General features: G+C 59.7%; 20 protein-coding genes, 1 tRNA gene and 1 other RNA gene. 11 read left to right on the forward strand and 11 right to left on the reverse strand.

What is annotated here, in order from left to right:
- The first annotated feature begins 18 nt into the window (after positions 1-18).
- From dapF to IPP95_13065, 4 genes are all read left to right on the forward strand, one after another.
- Positions 19-807 carry a diaminopimelate epimerase gene (gene dapF, locus IPP95_13050; GenBank protein QQS72091.1) on the forward strand — a complete coding sequence of 263 codons (789 nt, stop codon included), beginning with the start codon at positions 19-21 and terminating at the stop codon, positions 805-807.
- Positions 804-1,832, forward strand: coding sequence for an endolytic transglycosylase MltG (gene mltG, locus IPP95_13055; GenBank protein ID QQS72092.1), 1,029 nt, complete (start codon positions 804-806; stop codon positions 1,830-1,832). The genes dapF and mltG overlap by 4 nt, the downstream gene beginning before the upstream one ends.
- Before the next feature lie 269 nt (positions 1,833-2,101).
- Positions 2,102-3,508, forward strand: a complete 1,407-nt coding sequence (locus IPP95_13060; GenBank protein QQS72093.1) for a phosphoglucomutase/phosphomannomutase family protein — start codon at positions 2,102-2,104, stop codon at positions 3,506-3,508.
- A gap of 208 nt (positions 3,509-3,716) precedes the next feature.
- A complete protein-coding gene (locus IPP95_13065; GenBank protein ID QQS72094.1) occupies positions 3,717-4,571 on the forward strand; it encodes a DUF2279 domain-containing protein in 855 nt (284 codons plus the stop codon).
- Here the strand turns inward: IPP95_13065 and IPP95_13070 are convergent.
- On the reverse strand, positions 4,562-5,122 hold the full coding sequence (locus tag IPP95_13070) for an NUDIX hydrolase (GenBank protein QQS72095.1): 561 nt from the start codon (positions 5,120-5,122) through the stop codon (positions 4,562-4,564). The two genes, IPP95_13065 and IPP95_13070, sit on opposite strands and share 10 nt — an antisense overlap.
- A 273-nt stretch (positions 5,123-5,395) precedes the next feature.
- Positions 5,396-6,163, reverse strand: a complete 768-nt coding sequence (locus IPP95_13075; GenBank protein ID QQS72096.1) for a TonB family protein — start codon at positions 6,161-6,163, stop codon at positions 5,396-5,398.
- 19 nt (positions 6,164-6,182) lie between these two features.
- Here IPP95_13075 and IPP95_13080 point away from each other — a divergent pair, with 19 nt between their 5' ends.
- Both IPP95_13080 and rnpB read left to right on the forward strand, forming a co-directional pair.
- Positions 6,183-6,773, forward strand: coding sequence for a Smr/MutS family protein (locus tag IPP95_13080; protein QQS72097.1), 591 nt, complete (start codon positions 6,183-6,185; stop codon positions 6,771-6,773).
- Positions 6,774-6,901: 128 nt separating this feature from the next.
- An RNA gene (gene rnpB, locus IPP95_13085) (RNase P RNA component class A) lies at positions 6,902-7,314 on the forward strand.
- 529 nt (positions 7,315-7,843) lie between these two features.
- On the opposite strand, the gene IPP95_13090 is transcribed toward rnpB, so the two are convergent.
- Entirely contained in the window at positions 7,844-8,914 is a 1,071-nt protein-coding gene (locus IPP95_13090; GenBank protein ID QQS72098.1) for an IS110 family transposase, read from the reverse strand.
- Positions 8,915-9,263: 349 nt separating this feature from the next.
- Positions 9,264-10,076, reverse strand: coding sequence for a DUF1287 domain-containing protein (locus tag IPP95_13095; protein QQS72099.1), 813 nt, complete (start codon positions 10,074-10,076; stop codon positions 9,264-9,266).
- On the opposite strand from IPP95_13095, the gene IPP95_13100 reads away from it, so the two are divergent.
- Together IPP95_13100 and IPP95_13105 are read left to right on the forward strand one after the other, a co-directional pair.
- Positions 10,029-10,748 carry a hypothetical protein gene (locus tag IPP95_13100; protein QQS72100.1) on the forward strand — a complete coding sequence of 240 codons (720 nt, stop codon included), beginning with the start codon at positions 10,029-10,031 and terminating at the stop codon, positions 10,746-10,748. The two genes, IPP95_13095 and IPP95_13100, sit on opposite strands and share 48 nt — an antisense overlap.
- Positions 10,748-11,698, forward strand: a complete 951-nt coding sequence (locus IPP95_13105; protein QQS72101.1) for a hypothetical protein — start codon at positions 10,748-10,750, stop codon at positions 11,696-11,698. Before IPP95_13100 ends, IPP95_13105 begins: the two co-directional genes overlap by 1 nt.
- Before the next feature lie 7 nt (positions 11,699-11,705).
- Here IPP95_13105 and IPP95_13110 read toward each other — a convergent pair whose 3' ends face one another.
- From IPP95_13110 to IPP95_13125, 4 genes are all read right to left on the reverse strand, one after another.
- Positions 11,706-12,797, reverse strand: a complete 1,092-nt coding sequence (locus IPP95_13110; GenBank protein ID QQS72102.1) for an acyltransferase — start codon at positions 12,795-12,797, stop codon at positions 11,706-11,708.
- Positions 12,798-12,963: 166 nt separating this feature from the next.
- Positions 12,964-13,914 carry a thioredoxin-disulfide reductase gene (gene trxB / locus IPP95_13115; GenBank protein QQS72103.1) on the reverse strand — a complete coding sequence of 317 codons (951 nt, stop codon included), beginning with the start codon at positions 13,912-13,914 and terminating at the stop codon, positions 12,964-12,966.
- Between the two features lie 197 nt (positions 13,915-14,111).
- A complete protein-coding gene (locus tag IPP95_13120; GenBank protein QQS72104.1) occupies positions 14,112-15,071 on the reverse strand; it encodes a DUF4249 domain-containing protein in 960 nt (319 codons plus the stop codon).
- Between the two features lie 165 nt (positions 15,072-15,236).
- The gene (locus tag IPP95_13125; GenBank protein ID QQS72105.1) at positions 15,237-17,648 is read right to left on the reverse strand and encodes a TonB-dependent receptor; all 2,412 of its coding nucleotides are present in this window, start codon (positions 17,646-17,648) and stop codon (positions 15,237-15,239) included.
- Positions 17,649-17,825: 177 nt separating this feature from the next.
- On the opposite strand from IPP95_13125, the gene IPP95_13130 reads away from it, so the two are divergent.
- Both IPP95_13130 and IPP95_13135 read left to right on the forward strand, forming a co-directional pair.
- Positions 17,826-18,464: a response regulator transcription factor gene (locus tag IPP95_13130; GenBank protein ID QQS72106.1), complete on the forward strand. Its 639-nt coding sequence runs from the start codon at positions 17,826-17,828 to the stop codon at positions 18,462-18,464.
- An 18-nt stretch (positions 18,465-18,482) separates the two neighbouring features.
- A complete protein-coding gene (locus IPP95_13135) occupies positions 18,483-18,947 on the forward strand; it encodes a hypothetical protein (protein ID QQS72107.1) in 465 nt (154 codons plus the stop codon).
- Between the two features lie 382 nt (positions 18,948-19,329).
- On the opposite strand, the gene IPP95_13140 is transcribed toward IPP95_13135, so the two are convergent.
- A tRNA-Pro gene (locus IPP95_13140) sits at positions 19,330-19,403 on the reverse strand.
- Positions 19,404-19,536: 133 nt separating this feature from the next.
- Here IPP95_13140 and IPP95_13145 point away from each other — a divergent pair.
- Positions 19,537-21,438 (forward strand): M1 family metallopeptidase, encoded by a 1,902-nt coding sequence (locus IPP95_13145; GenBank protein QQS72108.1) that lies wholly within the window; start codon positions 19,537-19,539, stop codon positions 21,436-21,438.
- Here the strand turns inward: IPP95_13145 and IPP95_13150 are convergent, their stop codons facing one another.
- Together IPP95_13150 and IPP95_13155 are read right to left on the reverse strand one after the other, a co-directional pair.
- Positions 21,439-22,134, reverse strand: a complete 696-nt coding sequence (locus tag IPP95_13150) for a phospholipase (protein QQS72109.1) — start codon at positions 22,132-22,134, stop codon at positions 21,439-21,441.
- Positions 22,124-24,223 carry a tungsten formylmethanofuran dehydrogenase gene (locus IPP95_13155; GenBank protein ID QQS72110.1) on the reverse strand — a complete coding sequence of 700 codons (2,100 nt, stop codon included), beginning with the start codon at positions 24,221-24,223 and terminating at the stop codon, positions 22,124-22,126. The genes IPP95_13150 and IPP95_13155 overlap by 11 nt, the downstream gene beginning before the upstream one ends.
- Positions 24,224-24,273: the final 50 nt, after the last annotated feature.

Genomic DNA, 24,273 nt, shown 5'->3' on the forward strand with positions numbered 1-24,273 from the left:
GCGATATTTGCTGCCGATATGGCGATCATCCCCTTTTCCAAATGGCATGGCACCGGCAACGATTTCATCCTCGTGGATGACCGCGATGGCGCGCTGCCGACCGACGCTGTGGAACTCGCACGGAAGCTTTGCGATCGCCACTTCGGCATTGGCAGTGATGGCCTGATCCTTTTGCGCCGTCCGGAAGTAGAGGGAACGCTCTACCACATGGAATTCCTGAATCCCGATGGCAGCCGCAGCTTCTGTGGGAACGGGAGCCGCTGTGCGTTCGCCTTTCGGAGCATGCTTCTGGGTGATCGCGCAGCAGCGAAGTTCACCGCTATCGACGGCGTACATAAAGCGAAGTGGAGCGAAGATGAAGTAGAGATCACCATGCGTGATGTGGAGGGAATTGAACGCTTGGCCGGGAATATGGACCTGCTCCACACAGGCTCACCGCACTTGGTGATCTGGGTGGAAGATCCCGCCGCCGTGGACATCGTTCCCACAGCACATGAACACCGTTATGGTGCGCGCTTCGCGAAAGAGGGCGTGAACGTGAACTTCGTGCGCTGGCACGACGGTCGTGTGGAAATGCGCACCTACGAGCGCGGCGTGGAGGCCGAGACCCTGAGCTGCGGCACGGGCGTCACCGCAGCGGCATTGAGCGCGATGGCACGTGGTCATGGGCACGATGGTTGTGCCGTAACAACGCCGGGAGGTGCATTGCATGTGAGCGCACGCCGAAGTGGTGAAGGGTTTGCCGACATCTTGCTTCGCGGCCCGGTGAAGGAGGTTTTCAAAGGCGAGGTTGAACTTTCCGCATGAAGAAGGTCCTGCTCTTGCTCGTTCTCATCGTGTTGCTGGTCGGCGGGTTCTTCGCGTGGCGGAAGTGGAAGGAGATCTTCGGCCCCGGGGTAAGCTTCGCGGCAAAGGAGAAGGTGTTGCTGATCCCGACCGGCGCCGACCTCGACCAGGTCGTGGACAGCCTGATGGCCACGGGGATCGTGCAGGACCCGAAGACCTTCCATTGGGTGGCAGAACGCAAAAAGTACGCGGGCAAAGTGCGGGCAGGACGCTACGTGGTGCCCAGCGGCATGTCCATGAACGACCTCGTGAACAAGCTGCGGAACGGGGAGCAGGATCCCGTGCGGATCACTTTCACCAACATCAAGGACATCCCGCAGTTGGCCGGACAGGTGGCGAAGTACCTCGAGGCGGATTCATTAGCCATGATGGATGCCATCATGGCCCCCGCCACTGCGGAACGCTTGGGGTTCACGCGGCAGACCATCATCTCGCTGTTCCTCCCGAACACCTACGAGGTGTGGTGGACGGTGACGCCGGATCAGCTGATCGACCGCTTTGCCAAGGAGTACAAACGCTTTTGGGGCCCGGAACGCCAGACTGCTGCCAAGGCGTTGGGGCTTACGCAAAGTGAAGTGAGCACGCTGGCCAGCATCGTACAGGCGGAGACGGGCAAGGCTGCGGACGCGCCCATGATCGCCAGCGTCTACCTCAACCGCTTGCGCATCGGCATGCCGCTCCAAGCGGATCCCACGCTGAAATTCGCCCTCGGCATGGACACGCTGAACCGCCTCCTCACCGCCGACATGCGCATCGATTCGCCGTACAACACCTATACGCATGTGGGTTTGCCGCCGGGTCCGATCAACCTGCCCGAGCCGCGCTACATCGAAGCCGTCCTCCATCCCGCCAAAAGCAATTACCTCTACTTCTGCGCCCGTGAGGACCTGAGCGGTTACAGCAACTTCAGCGCCACCTACCAACAGCATATGGTCAACGCGCGCCGCTACCAACAGGCTCTGAACAAGCGTGGGATCTACCGTTGAGCAGTTGTCAGTTGTCCGTTCTCAGTTGTCAGGCGTGCGGACCCAGCTTACAGTGCCGCATGGCACATCTGCGCCCATCATCGTGGCCAAGGCATTATCTGCGTCATCTGTGTCATCTGCGGTTCTCCTTTCCGCGGGAGTAGTCATTCGTGCCGATAGGCACATCTGCGGTTTTCCTCCTCTTCAGCGGTGATCAGCTCTTTCCGCGTCATCAGCGTTCCATTCACCACACATCCAAGCCCTATTTTCGCGCCCCATCCAATACAAGCATGAGCAAGATCAAGTTCGGTACCGACGGCTGGAGGGCCATCATCGCGCAGGAATTCACCGTGGACAACGTCGCCCGTGTCACCGTGGGCGTGGCCCTGTGGTTAAAGAAGAATTTTCCGGAAGACCCCAGCGTGGTCGTCGGGCACGACTGCCGCTTTGCCGGTGAGCTCTTTGCGGAGACCACCGTCAAAGTGCTGGTGAGCCATGGCATCAAAGTACACTTGGCCAAGGATTTCGTGAGCACGCCGATGGTCTCGCTCGGCACCTTGAGGTCGAAGTCCAGCATGGGCGTTATCATCACCGCCAGCCACAACCCGCCCAGCTACAATGGATATAAACTGAAGGGTTCCCACGGCGGTCCGTTGATCCCCGAGCAGGTACAGGAGGTGGAGGACCTGATCCCCGATGAACATGGCATAGACCTCGCCAACGTCGACTTCAAAAAGGCCGTGGCCGATGGCCTGCTCAAGGGTGTCGACCTGGAAGCCATGTACGTGGACCATGTGGAGAAGAGCTTCGACCTGGAAGCCATCCGCAAGAGCGGCCTGAAGCTCGGCTACGACGCCATGTACGGCTCCGGCCAGAACGTGATCCCACGCATCCTGCCGGAAACAACCTTACTGCACTGCGACTACAACCCCTCTTTCATGGGGCAGGCGCCGGAGCCGATCCACAAGAACCTCATCCCGTTCTCCGAGCTGATCGAGAAGGACAAGTTGGACTGCGGCTTAGCCACCGACGGTGACGCGGACCGCATCGGCCTCTACAACGCCAAGGGTGAGTTCGTGGATTCGCACCACATCATCCTGCTGCTGATCCACTACCTGGTGAAGTACAAGAAAATGACCGGCAAAGTGGTGGTGGCCACCAGCACCACACCGAAAGTGGAGCGGCTCTGCGCACACTACGGATTGGAGTATCAGGTGACCAAGATCGGCTTCAAGTGGATCTGCGGCATCATGATCACCGACGACGTGCTGGTGGGCGGCGAAGAGAGCGGCGGCATCGCCATCAAGGGCCACATCCCTGAGCGCGACGGCATCTGGATGGGCCTCACCATCTGGGAATTCATGGCCAAGAGCGGCAAGAGCCTCGACGACCTCGTGCAAGAGGTTTACGCCATCACAGGACCTTTCGCCTATGAGCGCAACGACCTGCACATCACCGAGGCCATCAAGCAGAAAGTGCTGAAGGACTGCGATGCCGATGCCTACAAGAGCTTCGGGGCGTACACGCCCCTCAAGCGCGACACGCTGGACGGCTACAAGTACTTCTTCGAGAACGAGGAATGGCTGATGATCCGCGCCAGTGGAACGGAACCGGTACTGCGCCTCTATGCAGGTGGTGCCACCATGGACGACGCCCGGAAGATCCTCGCTGCCTGCCGCAAAACGATCGGCGCATAGCTGGCGCGGGCGCGAACGCACAAGCGCCATGGAAAGTGAAGGCCGGGTCGCAGCGAGCAAGTCCAACAAGGTCGGGCCATCAAGCATATTGCGTCGCGGTCAAGGCATTATCCGTGGCCATTCATCGGCGGCGCCTTCAGGCGCATCTGCGGAACATCGCGGCAAAGTCATTCATCTGGGTCATCTGCGTCATCTGCGGATAAAAGCATTGGCATTCGTCTTTCTTAGCGGAACGATCCTGCCTGCAACGGCGCAGGTCCCTGCGGAAACCGACAGCATCAACCCCCGACGCGCATGGCTTGTGGCCGGCGGCACTGCGGCCTTCGCCACAGGCTCCCTCATCGCCCTCAACGAAGCGTGGTACAAAGGCCACGACCGCACCACTTTCCACGGCTTCGACGACGGCGACGAATGGTACCAAGTGGACAAGCTGGGCCATGCACACAGTTCCTACCAGTTGGGCCGCGCAGGCCATGCCGCCTTCCGTTGGGCAGGGCTGAATGAAAAAGTGTCCACATGGGTCGGTGGCTCCGTGGGCCTGCTTTACCTCACCGGCATCGAATACCTTGATGGCCACTCTTCCGCATACGGCTTCAGCGGTTGGGACATGGCGGCGAACGGTGCCGGTGCCGCGCTCTTCATCGGGCAGCAGTTGGGTTGGCACGAGCAGCGCATCCTGTTGAAATGGTCCGCGCATCCCACCGACTTCGCGGCGCAGCGGCCGGACGTGCTGGGCTCCACTTTATCGGAACAGTTGCTCAAGGACTACAACGGCACCACCGTCTGGCTCAGCGCCAACCCGCATGCATTCGGCTGGAAGGCCATGCCCATCTGGCTGAATTTCTCGGCGGGCATGGGTGCGGAGGGCATGCTCAACGCACGGAGCAACCCCGGCTCCTACCGGCAGTACTACCTCGCGCCGGACATCGCCTTCTCCCGCATCCCGACGCGGAGCAAGGCCGTGCGCACCCTGTTCTTCATGCTGGATGCATTGAAGATGCCCACGCCCGCAATAGAGTTCCGCAGCAACGGCGACGTGCGAGGGCACTGGCTCTACTTCTGAAGTTTTCCCTCCAGCAGCATCAGCTGCACCTTCAGCACCGCGGCCACGGTCAGGCTGTCCCGCACCTCGCCGCGTTGCACCATTTCGTAAAGCTCGGAGAACGGCAGTTTGCGCTGCTTCAGCTCCTCGTCGTGGTCCGGCTGCGGGGCATGGAAGGTGAGACCCTGTGCCACGAAAATGATGGCCTGCTCATCGCTGGCGCTGTTGCTCAGGTCCATCTGCAGGATCTCCGTAAATCGTTCCGCCTCGAGGCCCACTTCCTCGCGCAACTCACGCTTGGCGCTTTCCACGGCGGGGATGTTCCGGTCGCCGCCCCCTTCGGGCATCTCCCAGCTGTAGGCCTCCATCGGGTAGCGGTACTGCCCCACGATCCACGTGTTCATCTCGTCGTCCAAGGGGATCACGCCCACCGCGAGGTTCTTGAAATGGATCACCCCGTACACGCCCTGCTTGCCACCGGGGTCGATCACCTCATGGTGTGCCACCGAGATCCACGGCGTCTCGTAGGCGGGAGTTTCGCTCAAGGTCGTCCAAGGGCCACGCTTCTTCATGCGGCAAAGATCGCAAAGGAGTATCGGGTGGAATGCGAACCGCAGATGGCGCAGATCTACGCAGATGAAATGCAGTGGATCTTCAGTGTATACCTGTCGGTGGCAGGCATTCGGCCGCTAGGCCGCATCTGCGATTCTCCCTTGTCGGCGAACGGAATTATCCGTGTCGATCCGTGTTCATCCGTGGTTCCCTTCCCGGCGGACGGCATTATCTGCGCGCATCTGCGCCATCTGCGGTTTTCCCTTTCTCGGCGGAAAGCGATCCTCTGGAGATCACCGCAGCGAAGGATTCAACCGGAAGAGAATATCCAATTTCATCACGCTTCGTACCCGTTCGCTATTCTTGATCGCCGGGCTCCAGCAGATCGTCCGCGCCAAGCGCATCGCCTCATCATCGCAGCCGCCGCCGAGGAAATTCAACGTGCGCAGATTGCTGATGCTGCCGCTGGTCTCCACCACGAACTCGATGGTCACCTTGCCCTGGATGTCCAAGCGGAAAGCCTCCGGCGGATACTTCAGGTTGTCCGCTAGGAATTGGGGCAAAGCGCGCAGGCCGCCCGTGATCCGCGGCATGGCCAAGGTGTCCACGGCGCGGTCTTCGTAGAGGGTGTCGCTCTTGTCCGAAGGCAGCGTGGATGAAAGAGGTGGGCACGGCTCCTTCTTCCCGTGCAGTTTCCCGTAGCGCTTCGCATTGAACGGGACCGCGATGGAATGGTCAGTGTCCATCGGTGTTCCGCTCACTGACGCCGACCTCCAGCGGATCAGCTTCACCAAGCGCAGGGCCTCGGTATCGCAGGCGGGCTCCAGCGGGATCTGCACGCGCAGGCTGCGGATGCTGCCGTCCCCGAGCACCTTGAAGGCCACCACCACATCCCCTTTCAGGCCCGCGGCCAGCGCTTCCGCCGGAAAATGCTGCTCCTGCTCCAGCATCCAGGCCACCGCCTGTTTGCCGCCGTAGGGTTCCGGAGCGGCGAAGGCCTGTGCACTGGCGCAAGCTGTTCCGAGGAAATAAGCGAGAAGTAAAAGCGGAAGGCGTCCCATGGTCCCGTAAATTTGCGACATGTCCGCTCAACAAAAACCGGTCCCGGGTGACGAGGTCTCTTTTCTCAACGATGTGGGAGGGGGGCTTGTATTGGAACTTCTTGGGCGCGACCAGGCGAAAGTGCGCACGAACGACGGTTTCGAACTGGTCTATCCGATCAAGGAACTGGTGCTGAACGCGCGGGACCTGAACCACACCGTGAGCGATCACCAAGCGCAGTTGCGTGCTTCGGACGACCGTATGGCCGAGCGCATCGAGCGCGACAAGGGCCGTGGCGCCACGGTGCAGAACGGAGGCAGAGCGCCCAAGCCGGTGGAAGACCCCGGCGTAATGGAAGTGGACCTGCACCTGCACAAATTGGTGGAGGACGAAGCCTCATTGAGCGACGGGGAGAAGCTCCGCTTCCAGCTGGAATTCTTCGAGCGCCGCCTGAACACGGCCATCCGCGAGCGCAAAAAGCGCGTCATCGTCATCCACGGCGTGGGTGAGGGCATCTTGCGGGAAGAAGTTCGCAAAGCCCTGCAGTTCTACGAAGGTGTGCGTTTCGACGATGCCGACCCACGTAAATACGGCTACGGTGCAACGGCCATCGAGATCCTGCACCATTGAGACCAAGCATGAATTAAACCAGCGGACCAGAGAAACGTCAGATGCCCCATCTGTGTCTATCCGTGTTCATCCGTGGTTAAAAACACATGGATCTGTGGTGAACCAGATCCAGTAACGTTCATTGACATCCCGCGCATCGCTCCGCCGTTCTTTCCGCCGCAAGGCGGGGAGGGAGGAAAGTCCGGGCAGCATAGGGCACCGTGCTTCCTAACGGGAAGGGGTACCACTGGTGACGGTGGTGCCATGGAAAGTGCCACAGAAAGGGAAACCGCCGACCCGTCGCAAGACGGAGGTAAGGATGAAAAGGTGGGGTAAGAGCCCACCAGTGCCTCGTGTGAGCGGGGCAGCTTGGTAAACCCCACGGGCTGAAAGACCAAATAAGCCGGGGCTCCCGTCCTCGGACGGGATAAGGGCGGCCCGCTTGATCCCGGCGGGTAGGTCGATAGAGGTCCCGCGTGAGCGGGATCCCAGATAGATGGCGGAGCCTTCACTGCCGCAAGGCAGCGGAGGACAGGATCCGGCTTACAGGTGCGCGGGTATTTTTTGAAAGGCCCCGGCGGGATGCTGGGGCCTTTCGTGTTTCATCACGGATGCCTGAGTTGGGAATAAGTGAACTAGTGCTGAGGAGTATGGGCACGAGCGTGGACGCACGCGCCAGTGCAGGCGCCTCCGTCATCCCGGGCCCCGACCCGGGTCGCACTAGAACGCGATCCGCGATTACTCCGGACGCCAGTGATCAAGAACTAGTAGGACATCCCCCGCTGCCGCTTTTCTTCACTCAGGTTCCTGCACAAGTACTTCTCGTGCGGGGCCAAGATGCCCGGGATATCAGCGGTGGTGCCTATGCTGGTTTTGATCATGGGGGTGGGCATTGGCTTGATAGGGTAGCACGAGCGTGGACGCACGCGCCAGAGTGGGGGTGGACGCTCGCACTATTTCGGGACGCCGCCGAGCAACAGATAAGTTCTACCTCCCGCAGGGTCTCTCGCAGAGGACCCTGCGGTTGAGTGGTTGTAACGCAGGTACTGTGTTAACATGCAAGTGTCCTGTCGATTTATTTTCAACTATCTTTAAACCTCCAAAGGAAGTTGCTGCAAAGCACTATCCTGTGTAGCCTGGGCATTGTTCCGGGCTACCTTTTTTTGGTGGTAGTCCTTCTCATAGACCAAGTCGTTTTTCCAGAGGGTGTACATCAGGATCAGTAGTTTACGCTGGACGGCCACCTGCGCCTTCATCGGTATCCCCGTTTTGGCCTTAATGCGCTCTTTCAACGCTTTGAACTCGGGAATGTGCTTGGATGCGCTCAAGGCGGGCATGTGCATGTGGTGGCGCATGTACCTGTTGCCCTTCTTGGAGATACGCGTCTTGCTTAGCACTGATGTGCCCGATTCATTGTGTACGATGTCGTAGCCAGCATAGCTGGTGAGCTGCTTGGCGCTTTTGAACTCTTTGAACCCGTTGGTCTCCGCCACTATGGCCGCCACTGTGGTGATGCCGCATCCCGGAATGGTGCGAAGTTTGTTCACCTTGGCTTCAATTTCCGGATCGCTCTTCACCACTTTCTCCATTTCCTTACTGAGTATCGCGATTTCCTTTTCCAGCACGGCAATGACCTTCTTGCTGCTCTTCTTGATATCCGCTGGTACACCATGCGCATAATCCTTGCTATGAAGGATGTTGGTGATGGCCGTCTTCTGTTCTTGTAGCTGTACCCGGTAGCGACTGAAATCGCGCATCCGCTTGATGACGAGTTCAGCCGGATTCCATGGCCGATGCTCTCGCTCCACACCGAAGCGGGCCAACAACTTGGCATCGATCGCATCGGTCTTCGACTTCGAATTCAGGCTTGCTGCGAAGTGCTTGAATTTGTTGGGCAGCACTACATGCACCTGCTTGCCGGCACGATGAAGGTGATGTGCCAGCTTTTCATGATACACTCCTGTGGCCTCCATCAGGAACACCAATGGTGCATTTTTGTCCATCTCACTGGTTGCCCATCTCACCAGTTGGTTGAAGCCTGTCTTCGCATTGTCGAACTTCTTCGCCGTGGTACAGGACAGCTTGTTATCTTCTCCTTTGGTGGCAAAGGCCACTTTGAAGTCATTTTTGGCGATGTCTACTCCTACGCATTGTACTTTCATCGTGTTGGGGGTTTGAACTGTGATCGAACGGATCCACGACATGTCACCCATCTCCCTATCGAAATTCCTTTTACTTTATTCGGGCTCGATCGCTCGGCCTTAAGTACTGTTCCTTCTCTTGAAGATGCCAAGCGTGCAGGCCATTCCTGCGTCACGGTGTAGCGGAGTGCTCACCTAGGGTCCCATGGCCTTACACGCCGAGGCGGCACATCATGTATGAACATCAATGTAACCACCCGGATCGGACTGAACGGAGAACTCCGTCGTCTTCACTTCGGCAAACATAAAAGGGTCCCGAAGCGGAGACCGCTGCGGGAGGTGATTGGGAATAGGGCGCACATCCCCCATTCTACTTCTCATACCGATAGTGCCCAATGATCCGATAGCTGAACAGGCAGTCCTCAAGCACTTGCCCCGTACCGATGTTGTGTACCATCAAATGCCGTTGGCGATCCCTTGATCTTTTGCTTGACACAATGCCAATGTGTGTGATGCCGCCGCCCAAGTTCCAGCAAACGATGTCCCCTGGCTGATAGGTTTTTGGATCTTGGAGAAGGTCCTTCACGGTCCCATGCCTTGCGAAGAAGGTCATGAGGTTCGGGACACGCCGATGGTCGATGTTCTTGTCCGGCTGGCTCAAGCCCCAATTCTGTGGGTACTTCTTAAAATTGGACAGCATGTCCACGTGGACTTCCTTTTGCAGGTCGATCCCCAGCTTTCTGTACGCTCGGATCACGATGTCGGTACATACGCCTTTGTCTGCCGGCACGTCACCGTTCGGATAGGCCAGTAGGAAATAAGTGGGGTCGTAGTGCACGACTTGTTTGGTCAGGACTTCGGCGGAGTCCGCGAGTTGGGCATAGAAGTCAGGTTGGCCTGAGGCTGAATTGAAGGCCAGTGCCCATAAGGATATGTGGAGCAGAGTTCTCAAGGTGCGGAGGTCAACCTTCTCTTGACGCAAAGGATAACGTGCAGAGGCCCCTGTAGTGTGTGTTCTTGCATGTTTTGTGCAAGGTAAACGAACGACCGATCCGAACGGGATGGTCGGAATGCCCGTTTTCCCAAGTCCTGTTGCCAAGTGCCCCGCCTCTTTTTCCACCGCTATTTTTGCCACGTGAAGTACAAGATCCTTTCCCTCTTTATCCTGCTCTTGGCCGGGCATAGCGCCTTCGCCCAGCAGGACATCATTGTAAAAGGCAAAGTCTCCGGCGGCGATGGCGAGCACGTCTTCTACGACCTGATGATCGTGAACCGGCGCATGCGCACGGGCACCTTCGCCAATACGGACGGGAGCTTCACCGCACGGGTGCAGCGCAACGACACCTTGCTCATCGGTGCGGGCGGCTACGTCACGCGCACCTTGCCCTTGGGGGAATTCCCGGACGAGGAGCTGGACAAGCTGCGGATCATCCTGCGGCCTTGGAGCATCGACCTGCAGCCCGTGGCCATTTTACCGGAGCGCACGCTGAGGCAGATCCAGGCGGACATCGCCAAGCTCGGCTACAGCGAGAAGGACTACCGCGAGACCGGCGTCAACGCCTTTGAAAGCCCGATCACCTTCCTCTACCAGGAATTCAGCAAGCGGGAACGCAGCAAGCGTGCCGTGGCGCAGCTGGAGAACGAGGACATGAAGCGGGAGCTCCTTCGGGAATTGCTACAGCAGTATGTGGACTACGGCATCATCAACCTCAGCAACGACAGCTTCGACGATTTCATCGATTTCTGCGCCGTGCCGGAAGAGGTGATCAAAGGGCTGTCGCAGTACGACTTCCTCGTCTACGTGAAGAAGAAGTACGAGCTCTACACCAGCCTAGGCCCCACGCGGCAGCACTGATGCGGTGGGGCGTAGCGCCCGTAGTGGCCTTGTGTTTGGCGCTGTTTCCACAGAAGCAGGCCCATGCACAGACGGACACCATCACGAACGTCTACCAGCTTGCCGACCTGGTGATCCACGGCCGCGCGGAAGGGCTGGACCTGGAGGGTTTCATGCGGCAGGTGAAGGAGGACACGAGCTTCCTGCACGCATTTCTGAACATGCGCTACTTCCCGCACGCCGTGAAGAGCGGGCTGCTGGTCCGCAACAAGGGCGAAAAGGAAACGGCGAACATGTACCGGCAGGGACGTTTGGTGCGCACCGGACCGAACGCCGAGCTGCGCGTGGACAGCACCAGCGAAACCGGCAAGCTGCGCTCCCGGAACGGCGACATGCGCTACATCACCGCCGAGCTTTATGACGACCTCTTCTGGCCCACGGGCCAATGGCGCGCGGACAACAGCATCGCGAGTTACGAGCAAGGGCAGCGCGGCGGCGGGCGCATCGAGAAGTACAAGGACCAGCTGAAGAAGTTCATGTTCAACCCCGGGCAGGAGATCGCCAACGTGCCCTTCATCGGTGACAAGCTGGCGCTCTTCGACCCGACGATGACGCCGTATTACGACTACACCATCGGTACCAGCTTCCGGAACGGGCACACCTGCTGGCAGTTCAGCGCCGTGGCGAAGGACAGCCTCAACGGCAAGCGCGCCGATGACGATGCCACGGTGATCAAGACCATGCACACCTGGTTCGACCAAAGCAGCATGCAGGTGATCGCTCGCGAATACCGCATCCTGAACGCCTCGATGATCCTGGATTTCGACATCAGCATCCTGGTGGACAACACGGTTGTCGCCGGGGAGCTGGTGCCCACCTTCATCCGCTACGACGGCGATTGGGACATTCCTTTCAAGAAGCGGGAGCTGGTGCGGTTCTGGTTGGCGATGAAGGACTGGAAGGTGGAGTGAAGCTGCGTCACTGGCCGTGCACCGGAGCGGCGATCGTCGGCTTCTCGAACGCGAAGAACTTCTTCAGCTTCAGGAACCGCTCCTCGATGAGGTGGTAGCTCAGCGCCGCTACGACATAGGTGAGGAGGAAGCGGATCCCGATGTTCAGCGGAATGGATCCGGTGTCGATGTAGCGGGAACAGATGAAGAAGATGATCGGGTGGTAGACGTAAAGGCCGTAGCTCACTTTTCCGGTGTAGCTGAAGAACCGGGTCTTGAGGACGGCATTGACCGGATGGCCGGAGCGAAGGGAGAGCACGGCGCCGATCAGCGCGAAGTAGATCAACGAAACGAAGAGGTATTTGAACACTTGGACGTAGAGGGCGCCCGCACCGGAGAAGCTGGTCCAGATGAGGGCCGTGGGAATGGCGACGGCGACGATCAGCAGGAAGAACCACTTGAAGTTGGCGGGCTGGAAGGCGTTCCTCAGTTCCAGTAGCGCCAACGCCGACCCGATGGCCAAGGCGTCGAAGCGGGTGAAGGTGAAGTAGAACACCTCATAGCCGTGGGAGAACATGTACGCCCGGAGCAGCAAGGCGAACAGCACGATGCCCAGGATCAGCTTGAGCAGGCCTTTCCGCGAAAGGAAGAGCACGGCAAGAGGCCAGAACAGGTAATAGTGCTCCTCCACGGCCAGCGACCAGAAGTGCCCCGGCCCCACCGTGTTCCAGTTGAAGGTGATCGCGAAGTCCTGCAGGTATGTCAGGTAGGGGAGCTGCTGGTGCAATGTCGCCGGCTGGACGGGGATGAAGTGGGGAAGTACGTAATAGGTGAGGATGAGAAAGAGGTAGTAGAGCGGGAAGATCCGCAGCGTCCGGCGCACGTAGAAATTCTTGAAGTAGCCTTCCTGCGCCTTGGTATGGATCAGGATCCGGGTGATCAAAAACCCCGACAGGACGAAGAAGAGGTCCACACCGGTCTGGCCGAAGTAGGACAGTTTGTTAATGATCGGTGCCGCCCCTTCCACCGGGTTGAAACCGTGGAAGAAGTGAAAGACCATGACCAACAACGCCGCGATGCCCCTGACGCCGTCCAGGTTTTTGTAGTAGGGCAGCTTCATGTACGGGGCGGTGGTGCAGGAGAATTCAAGGTCCGGGGCCGTGGAACGGGCGGTCCGTGGCGGGAAATGTATAAAGAAGTGGAGCGCTCCACTGTTATAGGCATGACAAGGGCCACGGCCCGAAGTAGTCGTTGCCCACGATCACGCGGTCAGGGCCGGATCGCGCTCAATGCACCCCTTCTGCGGCCAAGTAACGCTCGGCATCCAGTGCGGCCATGCAGCCCGTGCCGGCGCTGGTGACGGCCTGGCGGTAGACGCGGTCGGCGGCATCGCCGGAGACGAAGACGCCGGGGATCTTGGTACTGGTGCGGTCCGGGACGTGCTTGAGGTAGCCTTGCGGGTCCATGTCCAGCCAGTCCTTGAAGAGTTCCGTGGCGGGCGTGTGGCCGATGGCCATGAACAGGCCGGAGACATCCAGCTTGCGCTCCTCGCCGGTCTTGTTGTTCACGGCGATGATGCCCTCCACGACCTGGTCGCCGAGCACGTCCTTCACCTCGTGGTTGTACAGCACCTCGATCTGCGGGGTGTTCATCACGCGGTGTACCATGGCCTTGCTGGCGCGGAATTCGTCGCGGCGCACGAGCATGTAGACCTTGGGGCAGAGCTTGGCGAGGTAGGTGGCTTCCTCCGCGGCGGAATCGCCGGCGCCCACCAGTGCCACCGTCTGGCCTTTGTAGAAGAAGCCGTCGCACACGGCGCAGGCCGTCACGCCGCCACCGATGTCGCGGAGGCGGATCTCGTTGGGCAGCCCGAGCCACTTGGCACTGGCCCCTGTGGCGATGATCACCGTGCGGGCATGGATCTCGGTCTTCTCGTCCACCCAGACCTTGTGCATCGGTCCTGTGAAGTCCACCTTGGTCACCCATCCGCTGCGCACATCGGTCTTGAAGCGCTGGGCCTGTTTCTTCAGGTCCTCCATCATCTCGGGGCCGCTGCGGCCGTCCGGGTAGCCGGGGTAATTGTCCACATCGGTGGTCTGTGTGAGCTGGCCACCGGGCACAGGGCCTTCGATCACTACCGGCTTCAGGTCGGCACGTGCGGCGTAGATGGCGGCGGAGTATGCGGCGGGGCCGGATCCGATGATCAGGCAATCGAGGGTTTCAGGCGTATTGCTCATGTTTTTCAGGGAACGGCCAATTCGGTAGGCGGCGCGAATTTACTTCGCTGGGGTTAGTTGTCAGTTGTCCGTTGTCAGTTGTCCGGACCGACGGCACGGGCGCCAAGCCCAGCACCAGCTTTCGGCCTGCTCAAAAGGTACCGGTACATCGTCGCCCCCCATTGAGAACGCCTGGCAACCGACAACCGACAACTACGTCAAGGCAAACAAATAATAGTGTCCAAGTAAACACCCCTCCCCGCCCAGATCCCCAGCCCCCCGGTGATGTTGGTCTTCACGTTCGCCGGGGTGCTGAAGAGGTCGCCGAGCGAGCCCACGTTCGTATCGTAGGAGCTGTAGAAATCGTACTCCTTCCGGCCGATGCTCAGGGCCTTCACGGCGATAGTGTCACCGACCTTGAAGAAGCCCTTCTCCTCGTTGTTGTCATCGGTGTTCCCGGCGAAATACTGTTGCCCGCGGACCTCGGTGAAGTCGAAGGTGAGGCCGTTGATGTACTGGTCGTTGTAGGTGCTCCCCAAAGGCGAGATGTAGTTGGGGTCCTTCACCTCCCCGTTGGCGCGGTGGTTGATGCGCTGAGCCATCCAGCGGTAGCCATTGCCCATGGTGTCCGGGTCCGTAATGCGCGCCCAGGCATAGCCGAGGCTGTCGTCACCGGATGTCTGCAGAGCCAGCTGGAACCAGACGGAATCCAACGCCACCGGCTCCGGGATGGTGCTGACAGCTGAAAGCGTCTTCCCCTCCGCGTTGATGTCCAGCCGGTAGGTGCGGCCGATGATGCCGACGTATGCCGGGTTGGCAGAGGTATAAATGCAGATGTTGGCCGCAGCGAGCAGCACCGGGCTCAGGCCCGTAGCCTCCGCCGCAAGGGCGATCGAGGCGGAGTCCAAAATGCTGCTGCACACTTGGTCCAGTGCCCAGGTCTCACCGTTGCTGGTCACCGTGACCGTGGCCCCGCTGACGAACATGTTGGCAATGGAATTGAGGTCAGTGGGGGAGAAGAAGGATTGCGTGCGGGTAAGGATCACGAAGGGCGGCATGCCCGGCTCGATGGTGCCTTCCACCACGAGCTGCTCCGGCACCTGCGGCAGGTCCACGGTGATGTCCTTCTCGCAGGAAGTAAGGAAGAGGAGAAGTAGGGCGAGCGGCAGGAGCTTCATTTTCCGGAGGTTCGTGTTCGGTATTGGGTATTGGGTACCGAGTACCGGGTATAGAGTAAGGGAACTGGGCATTGCGTACCCTGTACGCTATACCCTGTACCCTGTACCGTTCCGATCAACTTTCGCATTTCTCCCTGTTCTCTGTGCCTCTGTGGTGAACCTTTCTCAAAACTCAAAATTCCATGTGATCGAAGGCAGGATGCTGAACAACGAGACCTGCTTGGCCGTCAACTGCAATCCCGACAGCCCTGATTCCCCTTCTGTGGCGAAGTAGATGAAGTATGGGTTTTTGCGGTTGTACACGTTGTAGACGGAGAACGTCCAGCTGCTGCGGTACTTGCGTTGCACGGTGGTGACCTCTCCGGTGGTCTTGTCCTTCACCTGTTTGACCGGTTTGTTCTTCAACGTCGCCGCGATGTCCAGCCGGTGGTAGGGCGCCATGCGGAAGCCGTTGCGCTGTGTGTACTGGCTGACCAAGCGGCCTTCGATGAAGTAGCGTTGCACGGGCAGGGTGGCCGCCTGGCCGGTGCTGTACACGAAGGTGCCGCCGAAGGTCCATCGGTCGTTCAGCTCATAGCCGGCCACCACGCTCATGTCGTGGCGGCGGTCCCAGCGGCTGGGGAAGGCTTCGCCGTTGTCGATGTCGGGGAACTTGCGTTCGGTCTTGCTCCAGGTGTAGCCCACCCAGCCGGTGAGCTTTCCCAAGCGGCGCTTCAGGAAGAACTCGGCACCGTAGCTCCAGCCTTTGCCGAACACGAGGGCCTTGTCGTAGTTGGCGTTGCCGCCGCTCTCCGGGCTGGCCCCTTCGGCGTACTCGATCTGGTTGGCCATGTCCTTGTAGTACAGTTCGATGCTGCCCTCGTACTTGCGCTCCTTCAGGTCGCGGAACCAGCCCAAGGCGTACTGTACGGCTTCCTGCGGCTTCACGTTCTTTCCGCTGGGGATCCAGGTGTCCGTGGGCAGGCCGATGGAGCTGAAACTGGCGAGGTGGACGTATTGCAGATTCCGGTTGAAGCTGGCTTTCACGCTGTTTTTCTTGTTAATGGTGTAGCGCATGGAAAGCCGTGGTTCCAGCCCGCTGTACTGTTTGATGATGTCGCCACTGCCGTAGTTCGTGGTGCCGATGTTCTCGCCCACGTCATTGGTGATATACTCGCGAAAGGGACCCACATGGGCGAACCAGCTGAAGCGCAGCCCGGCGTTGATGCGGAACCGGTCGGTGACATCGAAATCATCTTGGACGTACACCGCTGCCTCGTGCGCATTGAGCTTGGAAGGCGTGTCGATGTTGAAGTCCACATCCCCGCTGTTCACCGCCACGGTGCTGGGCGTGTAGATGTGGTAGGTGTACTGGAAGCCGTAGCGCACGTTGTGGCGGATGTTCGGATATTGGTTGAAGTCCACCTTCAGGCCGTAGTCGCGGATGCCGCTGCTGAGCTTGAAGCCGAACTGGTCCTGGTTCCCGCTGAAGGAGAACTTGTAATCGCTGAAGATGGCGGTGGTGTTGAGGAAGAGCTTGGGGCCGAAGACGTGGTTCCAGCGGCCGCTCACCGTGGCGTTTCCCCAGGGGATCTTGAAGTTCGGGCTGCCGGGCTGGTTGCCGCTGAGGTTGAACACGTCGCGCCCGAAGTAACCGCTGAGGAAGAAGCGGTCCTTGTCGCTGAGACGGTAGTTGGCCTTGGCGTTGAGGTCGTAGAAATAGTAGCCGCTGCCGGCGAACTTGCTTTCCTTGTTGATGAACGGCTTGGTCAAGACGTCAATATAAGTGCGGCGTGCGCTGACGATGAAGGAGCTTTTCTCCTTCACGATCGGCCCTTCCAGCGTAAGGCGGCTGCTGATGACGCCGATCCCGCCCTGCCCGTGGAATTCCTTGTCATTGCCGTCCTTCATGGTGATCGCCAGCACGCTGCTGGTCCTTCCGCCGTAGTAGGCGGGCATGCCGCCCTTGATCAGCTCGATGTCCTTTACCGCGTCCGCATTGAACACGCTGAAAAAGCCGAAGAGATGGCTGGCGTTGTACACCGTGGCCTCGTCCAGCAGGATCAGGTTCTGGTCCGGGCCGCCGCCGCGCACATAGAAGCCGCTGTTACCCTCCCCGTTGCTCTTCACGCCGGGCAGGTACTGGATCGCCTTCAGGATGTCCACCTCGCCCAGCAGCGCGGGCAGCGTCTGCAGCTTGGTGACGTCCACGTCCATGCGGCCCATGTCCGTGGTTTCCGTTTGGCTCTTGGACCTTTCGCCCTCCACCTCCACGGCTTTCATCACCTGCACCACGGTGCTGAGCTTCAGGTTCACCTTCCTGTCCGCGGTGAGGTCCACCCTCCTCTTCATGTCCGCATAGCCCATGTATTTCACCACCAGCGTATAGGTGCCCGCCTCCAACGTGGCGGAGTAGTAACCGTAGTTGTTGGAGGGCACGCCCTTGTTCAGCTCCTGAATGAAGACGGTGGCCCCGATCAACGCCTCGCCGGTGGCGGAATCGGTGACATAACCGCTCACTGAATGACGTTGGGCAATGGCGGAGAGGGCCACGGCGAAGAGGAGGGCACTGAGAAGGGTCCGGCGGAACAGCGGCATGGAAAAGGAAGGGGCGCAAAAGTAGCAGCGTCCGTTGAGACCCGTTCCCAAGATCGGCCGGTTTGGTGAACGGCTGCCGGTACAAGGCGGTCCCGACCCCTAAAATACCCAGAATTGGGTATTTTTACATAGGGTCCCGATATGGACCTTTGTTCAACGGAAATCCGGGTCAACACAATGACACTTCTTCTCGCCGATGACCAATCGATCATTCTGGACGGACTGGAGGCGCTACTTCAGCACGATCCCGATGTTCATGTGGTCGGGCGTGCGTCCAACGGTCTTGAGGCCGTGGAACGTGCGAAGGAGCTACAGCCGGACGTGGTGCTGATGGACATCAGCATGCCGAAGATGGACGGCATAGAGGCCACGCGTGAATTGATGAAGTGCTGCACCTCCACGCGGGTGCTGATGCTCACCATGTACGGCAACAAGGAGTTCGTGAATGAGATGCTGGAGGCCGGGGCCAGCGGCTTCCTGCTGAAGAACGTGGGAAAGGAGGAACTGCGTACGGCCTTGCGGACGGTGGCCGCCGGCCAGCAATACATCGCGAAGGAAGTACAGCGGATGCTGGAGGGATCCGACAACTTCAAGGACCGTAGAGGTGAGCAGGTCTATGTGTCCCTCACCAAGCGGGAGAAGGAAGTCGTGATGTTGGTCTGCAAGGAATACACCACGCAGGAGATCGCCACCGCGCTCTTCCTGAGCCCTCAGACCATTGATACACATCGCAAGAACATCCTGCACAAGCTGGATCTCCGCAACGTCGCCGGTCTGGTGAAGTATGCCATGGAGAGGGGGTGGTGCTGTGCATGAAGAATAGAGCAGGTAGGAATGATCCCGATCTGTGGATCCAAACGCATTTTCCGTGACATGGTGAGCAATGCATTGAATGGTCCCCGGCTAGTGCCGGCACTGGAGGAGCTACACAAGGATCTCGCTGAACAGGGCGGATTGGAGGTGGAGATGGTGCTCTTCGGCCTGGAACAGCGCATCGAACGTTCCGTTGGGATGGCCGTGTACAATTTCGCGCAGGAGCTGGTGGCCAATGCCCTCCAGCTCCGTCGGCCCACGGAGATCTCCATCGCCATTACCCGCAGGTCCGACGGGCTCAGCATCATCGTCTCAGATAATGGCGGGGGATCTGATCCCGCCGATCAAGGAGGTGGAACGGGCTTGGACCATGTGCGCTCCAGGGTGGTGGCGTTGGGGGGCGTGCTGCACATCGATTCCACGCCCGGCCACGGTACCACGATCAGCATTGAGCTGCCTTTGCCTGAAGGGTCGGATGAGCCGTGATGTCCGGGACAAGGTGCATGATAAAATACCCACATATGGGGATTGTGGAGACAAGGGCCGCCTTGGATCTTTGCAGTGTTCGCCAATGAACGCCCCGATGAAGACCCTCGCACGCCACCTGTTGGATTATCTGCTGATCCTTGCCCTGCTGGCATTGGTGCTGTTGGTCGCAGCCTCCTCGGCCTCCATGGGTTCATGGCTCGCGGTCTCCGGGAATTGAAAATTACTGGCCGGCCAGTTGCCGGAACCGTTCACGATCGGGGGCAGGTAAGAGGGTGCTCGACAGGGCTCTCCTACGTTCTTGTGGATACGGACAGTCCCTCAAACCGGAATATTGACCAGCAAAAAGGCCCGCAACTTGTGTCGCGGGCCTCACTCTTCGTCGGGGTGACTGGATTCGAACCAGCGACCACTTGCACCCCATGCAAGTGCGCTACCGGGCTGCGCTACACCCCGAAGAGGGCGCGAATGTAATATGCCCAAGCGGTCCGTGGTCCAATGAAATGTTTCCTTCGCTGCGATATCCCGTCTCCGCTTCTTCCCTCCTTTTGCACGACCTTCTACATTTGCCCCGCTCCACACCGTTCCAATGCAACTCTCCAGCCCCGTTCTCGCCGTCGCACTTTACAGTGCGGCCTTCGCCGCATGCACCTCTCCGGGCAATGCCTCCCAAGATGCCTCGGACAACAGTGCCAAAACCTCTTACGCCATGGACTCCCACAGCTTCTCACGCCCCGAAGAGGCCGTGACCACGCACTTGGAACTCGACATCCACGTGGACATGGTGGAGCACCGCATCAGCGGAACGGCCACTTACGACCTCAGGCGGAATGGCGGGGACAGCGTGATCTTCGATACCGACGGGCTCACCATCGAACGCGTCACCTTGGGTGACGGCTCCGAAGCCAAATTCACCTTGGGCGAGAGCACCTTCATGGGCCGTTCTTTGAACGTTGCCCTTCCGAAGGGTATGGACAAGGTGGCCATCACCTATTCCACCGCACCGGACGCAAAGGCGTTGCAGTGGCTTTCCCCGGCGCAGACCGCGGAGAAGAAGTTCCCCTTTCTGTTCACGCAAGGAGAAGCGATCCTCACACGCTCGTGGATCCCGATCCAGGACAGTCCCGGCATCCGGATCACCTACAACGCGCATGTCACCGTACCCTCCGACCTGATGGCCGTGATGAGCGCCACCAATCCGCAGGAGCACAGCCCGGATGGTTCGTACAGCTTCGGCATGGACAAGCCGATCCCGTCCTATTTGATAGCCTTGGCCGTGGGGGACCTCGGTTTCAAAGCCACAGGTAAGCGCACCGGCGTCTATGCCGAACGCAGCGTGGTGGACACTGCCGCCTGGGAACTGGCCGACATGGAGAAAATGGTGGAGGCCGCGGAAGCGTTGTACGGGCCGTACCGTTGGGGCCGCTACGATGTGATCATCCTCCCGCCGAGCTTCCCCTTCGGCGGTATGGAAAACCCGTGCCTCACCTTCGCCACGCCCACGATCCTCGCGGGCGACCGCTCGCTCACCTCGCTGGTGGCCCATGAGCTGGCACACAGCTGGAGCGGCAACCTGGTGACCAATGCCACTTGGAACGACTTCTGGCTGAACGAGGGATTCACCGTGTACTTCGAGCACCGCATCACGGAGGAGCTGTACGGGAAGGAATACAACGACATGACCAGCTTGCTCGGCTATCAGGACCTGCTGGAGAACATCGCGCAGATCGACACCAGCGCACATCCCGAGGACAGCGCGTTGCTCGTGGATCTCGCGGGGCGCAACCCGGACGACGGCATGACCGATGTGCCCTATGAAAAAGGATATGGTTTGTTGCGCCTGATCGAGAGCAAGGTGGGGCGGCCCAAGTTCGATGCGTTCCTGCGGGGCTACTTCGACCATTTCGCGTTCCAGAGCATCACGACCGACACTTTCAAGGACTACATCAGGAAGAACCTCTTGGAGCCTGAACAGGTGCAGGTGGACCTGGCCAATTGGATCGACAAACCCGGTATTCCCGCCGACTTCATCATCCCCGTATCGGACAAGTTCAACCTCGTGGATGCACAACTCGCGAATTGGAACAACGGAGCTGCCGCGAAAGAGCTCGCCACCAGTGATTGGGGCACCTTCCAGTGGATGCACTTCCTGCGCCATCTGCCAAAAGGCCAGACCGAAAAGCGGATGGACGATCTTGATGCCACCTTCCACTTCACGGCTTCGGGCAACTCGGAGATCCTTGCGGCCTGGCTTGAGCAGTGCGTGAAGAACGACCATGAAAAGGCTTACGGGAAGCTGGACGAATTCCTGACCACCGTGGGCCGGCGCAAGTTCCTTACTCCGCTATACCATGAGCTGATGGCCACGGACAAGGGCAAGGCCATCGCACGCAAGATCTACGGCCACGCGCGGCCCAACTACCACAGCGTGAGCGTCCGCACCATGGATGAGATGCTGCTCTGGGTACCTGAGAGGCCTGTGGCCTTTTGATCAAAGACCCGTGCCACCGACCGGGCCGTCCATTGGCCCCGGGAGTGGTCCCAAGATCCGTTTCAGGGTCAGCCGCTCCAGTTCATGCCCGCCTGTGAAGCGTATGGTCTGGTGATCGATACAGGCCTCGCGCAAGCGCGATACATTGCGCAGGAGCGCCTCCTCATTCACCAACCTGTCCTGCTCGCCGTGGACAAGTACGATCTTCGTTCCATTCAACTTTTCATGCAAGGCCGATGCATCAGGTTCAGGGGGTATCGTTCCGCCCCACAGGACCAAGCGGTCCATTGTGACCTTGGTTGACAACGCCCAACGGCAGGCCGTCGCCACCCCCTGCGAGAAGCCGAGCACGGAGAGCGGCGTGCCGGGCGGGCATTGCGGCAGGAGATGATCGGCCAAACGATCCAAATAGGCGGTCTGGTCCATGATCTCATGGTCGCGGTCCTCCCGCGTCATCCAAGTGGCGCCTACGCGTGTATGAGCGATGTCGGAGTAGAAGCGCGAAAGCCCTTCCGGAGCAGCGATCAACCGGCCTGATCCCAGACCTTCGAAAGGCCGCAGGAAAAAGCGGGCGAGCTGGCCGTATCCGTGCAGCACGATCCAGATGTCCTTCGCCAAGGCCGGGTCGCCCACGGTATGGTACCGGGCGGTGCGTGGCGTGCTGAGGTGATGCTCTTCCACGCGATCAGTATGCAAGTAGTTCACTGAGAACTTCGCCGACTTTTTCCGCGTTCGGGATCATCTCAGCCTCCAGCGTGCTGTTCAATGGGATGGCCGGCATGTCCGCTGAGCCGATGAAGCGCACCGGGGCATCTAACTGTTCGAAACATTCCGCCGTGATCTTCCCGGCCAACGCCTGCGCGAAGGAGTTGGTGATGGATTCCTCGGTCACTACGAGGCAGCGGCCATGGCTGCGCGCGGCTTCCATCACGGCCTCTTCGTCCAGTGGCACCAAGGTCCGCAGGTCGATGATGGTGACGCGCCCGGGAAATTCCTTGGCGGCGGTCTTCGACCAGTACACGCCCATGCCATATGTGATCACCGCCACGGCTTCCCCATTGGCGATACGTTCCGTTTCGGCCTCTTGCACCACGCGCGCTTTGCCGAAGGGGATGACGTAATCCGCAGAAGGCTCGATGGTCTTGGCCCCCTCGGTGCCGGGGAGCTTGCTCCAATAGAGGCCTTTGTGTTCGAGCATCACCACGGGGTTGGGGTCGTGATATGCGGCCTTTAACAACCCCTTCATGTCCGCGCCGTTGCTGGGATAAGCCACCTTGATGCCCTTGATGTTGCAGAGCACGCTCTCCACGCTGCTGCTGTGGTAAGGCCCTCCGCTGCCGTAGGCGCCGATGGGCACGCGGATCACGGCGGAGACCGGCCACTTGCCGTTGGAGAGGTAACAACTTCGGGCCACTTCGGTGAAAAGCTGGTTCAGCCCCGGCCAGATGTAGTCGGCGAACTGCACCTCCACGATCGGCTTCAGGCCGACGGCGCTCATGCCCACGGTGCTTCCGATGATGAAGGCTTCCTGGATCGGTGTGTTGAAGACGCGGTGCTCCCCGAAATCGCGGCCCAATGTGGCGGCTTCGCGGAACACGCCACCTAAGCGGGCGCCCACGTCCTGCCCGTAAAGCAGGCAATGCGGGTCCTCTTTCATCAGCTCCCGCACGGCGAAGAGCGCACAGTCCACCATCAGCGTGGGTTCCTTGTCCTTCGGTGCGCGCGTGCCCTGTTCCTCGGTCACCGGGGTGGGAGCGAACATGTGCGTGTAGAGGTCCTCCCGCCGGGGGTCTTCCGCCTGCTTGGCCAGTTCAAAGTCGGCGACCACCGTGGCGATGGCTTTTTTCTCCAGCTCCTTCAGGCCTTGTTGTTGTATGCCGAGGTCCAGCAATTGCTGAAATAAGCGTGGCTGTGGATCGCGTTTGCGGTGCTCGGCGAGGTCCTTCTCGCTGCGGTAGAACTCCATGCGCACCCCGCTGGTGTGGTGGTTCAGCAGCGGCACCTTGGCATGGACCAGGAACGGGCGGCGCTCCTTCCGCACCGTGGCGATCACTTCGTTCAGGACCTTGTAGGAGGCGACGAAGTCCGTGCCGTCCACCTTGCGCACTTCCAGGCCGGGAAAGCCTTTGGCGTACTGGCCGGCATCACCGGCGCGGATCTCCGCCGCAGTGGCACTGATGTCCCATTCGTTGTCCTGCACCAAGTAGATGATCGGCAACTTCTTCAGCACGGCCATCTGGAAGGCCTCGCTCACCTCGCCTTCCGTGATGGCCGCATCACCGATGGAACAGACCACCACCGGGTCTTCCCCGCCATGGTTCTCCGCGATGCCCAAGAGTTCCTTGTATTGCACACCCATGGCCACGCCGGTGGTCGGGATGGCCTGCATGCCGGTGGCGCTGCTCTGGTGCGGGATCTTCGGCATGTCGTCCCGCCGCAGGCTCGGGTGGCAGTAGTAGGAGCGGCCCCCGCTGAAGGGGTCGTCGCGCTTGGCCATCAACTGCAGCATCAGCTCGTAAGGGCGCAGGCCGATGGCCAGTAGGATGCTGTCGTCGCGGTAGTACGGGGCCACGAAGTCCTGCGGTTTCAATTGCAGGCCAAGGGCGAGTTGGATCGCTTCATGTCCGCGTGAAGTGGCATGGACGTACTTGCCTGTGAACTTGAAGTTCTCCTCGTAGATGTCCGTCATCGCCTTCGCGGTACACATCAGCTCCCAGGCCTTCAGCAGGGTCTGCTGGCCGAGGGTCTTTTCCTCGTGTTCCGTCCGGGTGGTGGTCGCTGGCATGGGCAATTCTACAGGGACGGCTAAATTACGGGTTGGGACAGTAGGGCGCC

The sequence above is a fragment of the Flavobacteriales bacterium genome, from assembly GCA_016700415.1.
Taxonomy (GTDB): domain Bacteria; phylum Bacteroidota; class Bacteroidia; order Flavobacteriales_F; family PHOS-HE28; genus PHOS-HE28.

Coding starts and splice junctions, on each gene's coding strand:
- IPP95_13135 (QQS72107.1), top strand. CDS start 18,483: ATGATCCCGATCTGTGGATCCAAACGCATTTTCCGTGACATGGTGAGC.
- mltG (QQS72092.1), top strand. CDS start 804: ATGAAGAAGGTCCTGCTCTTGCTCGTTCTCATCGTGTTGCTGGTCGGC.
- IPP95_13105 (QQS72101.1), top strand. CDS start 10,748: ATGCGGTGGGGCGTAGCGCCCGTAGTGGCCTTGTGTTTGGCGCTGTTT.
- IPP95_13110 (QQS72102.1), bottom strand. CDS start 12,797: ATGAAGCTGCCCTACTACAAAAACCTGGACGGCGTCAGGGGCATCGCG.
- IPP95_13125 (QQS72105.1), bottom strand. CDS start 17,648: ATGCCGCTGTTCCGCCGGACCCTTCTCAGTGCCCTCCTCTTCGCCGTG.
- IPP95_13095 (QQS72099.1), bottom strand. CDS start 10,076: ATGCCCGGCCAAGAGCAGGATAAAGAGGGAAAGGATCTTGTACTTCAC.
- IPP95_13155 (QQS72110.1), bottom strand. CDS start 24,223: ATGCCAGCGACCACCACCCGGACGGAACACGAGGAAAAGACCCTCGGC.
- IPP95_13090 (QQS72098.1), bottom strand. CDS start 8,914: ATGAAAGTACAATGCGTAGGAGTAGACATCGCCAAAAATGACTTCAAA.
- IPP95_13060 (QQS72093.1), top strand. CDS start 2,102: ATGAGCAAGATCAAGTTCGGTACCGACGGCTGGAGGGCCATCATCGCG.
- IPP95_13075 (QQS72096.1), bottom strand. CDS start 6,163: ATGGGACGCCTTCCGCTTTTACTTCTCGCTTATTTCCTCGGAACAGCT.
- IPP95_13145 (QQS72108.1), top strand. CDS start 19,537: ATGCAACTCTCCAGCCCCGTTCTCGCCGTCGCACTTTACAGTGCGGCC.
- dapF (QQS72091.1), top strand. CDS start 19: ATGGCGATCATCCCCTTTTCCAAATGGCATGGCACCGGCAACGATTTC.
- IPP95_13070 (QQS72095.1), bottom strand. CDS start 5,122: ATGAAGAAGCGTGGCCCTTGGACGACCTTGAGCGAAACTCCCGCCTAC.
- IPP95_13130 (QQS72106.1), top strand. CDS start 17,826: ATGACACTTCTTCTCGCCGATGACCAATCGATCATTCTGGACGGACTG.
- trxB (QQS72103.1), bottom strand. CDS start 13,914: ATGAGCAATACGCCTGAAACCCTCGATTGCCTGATCATCGGATCCGGC.
- IPP95_13120 (QQS72104.1), bottom strand. CDS start 15,071: ATGAAGCTCCTGCCGCTCGCCCTACTTCTCCTCTTCCTTACTTCCTGC.
- IPP95_13080 (QQS72097.1), top strand. CDS start 6,183: ATGTCCGCTCAACAAAAACCGGTCCCGGGTGACGAGGTCTCTTTTCTC.